The 2028-nt window shown below is 64.3% G+C and carries 2 protein-coding genes; both read left to right on the top strand.

All coding sequences use genetic code 11. The features are described 5' to 3' along the window. The first annotated feature begins 526 nt into the window (after window positions 1–526). Window positions 527–910 (top strand): BlaI/MecI/CopY family transcriptional regulator, encoded by a 384-nt coding sequence (locus H6B31_RS16530; RefSeq protein ID WP_204899499.1) that lies wholly within the window; start codon window positions 527–529, stop codon window positions 908–910. Then, window positions 911–2028 (top strand): M56 family metallopeptidase (locus H6B31_RS16525; RefSeq protein WP_204899498.1); only part of this gene is annotated, 1118 nt, incomplete at its 3' end.

Genomic DNA, 2028 nt, shown 5'->3' with positions numbered 1-2028 from the left:
CCTTCACTTTTCTTTTCCCTTTTTCTTACAAAATCCCTGTTTTCATCTCTTGAAAACAGGAGTTCTTTGACAGACTGAGCAAAGCCGCCCATTGGGGCGGCTTTGCTTTTTCCTGTCCTTTCACACAGCGCCAGTGACGGGCGGCCCAGTGTGCCGCCCCTACGGCATACCAGAACCCCTCGTGTATTCCGCAGGGGCCGACCCCGCACATTTATGGAAATCTCTCGTCATCGGCGGGCGGATGAGGACATCCGCCCCTACGGCATACCGGAGCCCCTCGTGTATTTCCTCTCAGCAGCCCGCCTGTTCACGGGAGATTTCCCATTACCGGCGGGAGGGGCAAGCCCCTCCCCTACCGCGTTCTCAAAAGGTCCCACATATCTCGTAGGGCCTGCGCACAGCCGCCTAACCGGGCGGCTGTGCTTTTCTTTTCATCAAATCACAAACCTGCTCTTGACAACTAACTTCTGCAAATGTAGACTATTCTTAGAAGTTCTGCAAATGCAAAAATTTGGAGGCGACTGCTATGAAGGACCACCCCCGCCTGCCCGAATCGGAGCTGGACATCATGCTGGTCATCTGGGACCTGGGGGACCAGGCCGCCGCTCCGGCCATTCTGGAGCGGCTGGAGCGCCCCCTCACCGCCAGCGCGCTGCACAGCTATCTGAAACGGCTGGAGGACAAAGGCTACCTCACCTGCACCAAGGAGGGCAAGACCAACCGGTACACCCCCCTGGTGAGCCGGGAGGAATACCAGCGCCAGGAGGGAAAGACCATTCTGGGCAAGCTGTACGAGGGCTCCCTGAAACGATTTGCCGCCGCCCTCCACGACGGGGGCGCGCTGGACAAGTCGGATGTGGAGGAGCTGCGGGCCTATCTGGAGGAGCTGGAGGGAAAGGAGGGACAGTAAATGGAAGCGCTGTTTCTGCGTGTGGTCTGGATCTCTCTGACCTGCTCGGCGGTGCTGGTTCCCCTGCTGGTGGGAAAGGGCTGGCTGCGGCAGCATGTGCGGGCCAAGGCCCTGTATGTGGTCTGGCTCATTCTGGCCCTGCGGCTGGTGGTCCCGGTGGACCTCTCCCTGCCCGAGCCGGCGGTGACGGTAGAGGCCCCCAGCTATCAAGTGGCCCTCCCAGCTCGTACGCCATCCGCCAATCTGCCCGCTGGAGCCCAAATAGAGGAGCCATCGGCTGTGGTCGGCCAGACGGCCCCTGCGGCGGCTTCGGCGGTCCGAACCATTCCCGTCACCGCTCTGCTGTCCGCCCTGTGGCTCTTTGGCGCGCTGGCGGCGGCCCTGGTGCAGGGAGGCGGGTATCTGCTGGCCCGCCGGCGGCTGCTGCGAGACGCCCGGCCTGACTTGGAGGCGGAGGCGCAGGCAGGGCAGACGGCAGCCAGCCTGGGCTTGAAGCGGGCGGTCCTGGTCCGCCGGAGCAGGCAGGTCCGCACCCCCATGGTGCTGGGCCTCCTTCGCCCGGTGCTCCTGCTGCCGGAGGGCCAGGCGGTGGACGAGGTGGTGCTGTGCCACGAGCTCACCCACCTGAAGCGGCTGGATCTGGCCTACAAGGCCCTGCTGGTGGCCGCCTGCTGGCTCCACTGGTTCAACCCCCTGGTGTGGTGGATGAGCCGGGCGGCCAGCGAAAACCTGGAGCTGTGCTGTGACGACGACGTGGCGGCAGGCCGGGACGCCGCCTTCCGCCGGAAATACGGGGAGCTCCTCCTGTCCACGGCGGAGGAGAAACCCGGTCCCACCCTGTCCAGCCGCTTCGGCGGGAGCAAGCAGGCCATGAAGGACCGGCTGACCAATCTGTTTGTGAAAAAGAAGCGGGGCCGCCTGCTGGCCTGCGCCGCCCTGGCGGTGCTGGCCTTGGTAGGCGGGCTGGTGGCCTGTGAGGGGCGGCCGGCCATGACCGACATGGAGGCGTTAGAGGCGCTGGAGGAAAGCCTCTCCTATGATGGGGAGCGGGTGAGTTTTACCATCCCCGAGGGGGACCGGGAGTGGAACATCCATATCGCCGGCCGGGCGGATACAGA

The sequence above is a fragment of the Pseudoflavonifractor capillosus genome, assembly GCF_016899775.1.
Classification (GTDB): Bacteria; Bacillota; Clostridia; order Oscillospirales; family Oscillospiraceae; genus Lawsonibacter.
The sequence above is the reverse complement of the archived record's forward strand: the minus strand, read 5'-3'. Positions and strand labels throughout refer to the sequence as shown.

Coding starts and splice junctions, on each gene's coding strand:
- H6B31_RS16530 (WP_204899499.1), top strand. CDS start 527: ATGAAGGACCACCCCCGCCTGCCCGAATCGGAGCTGGACATCATGCTG.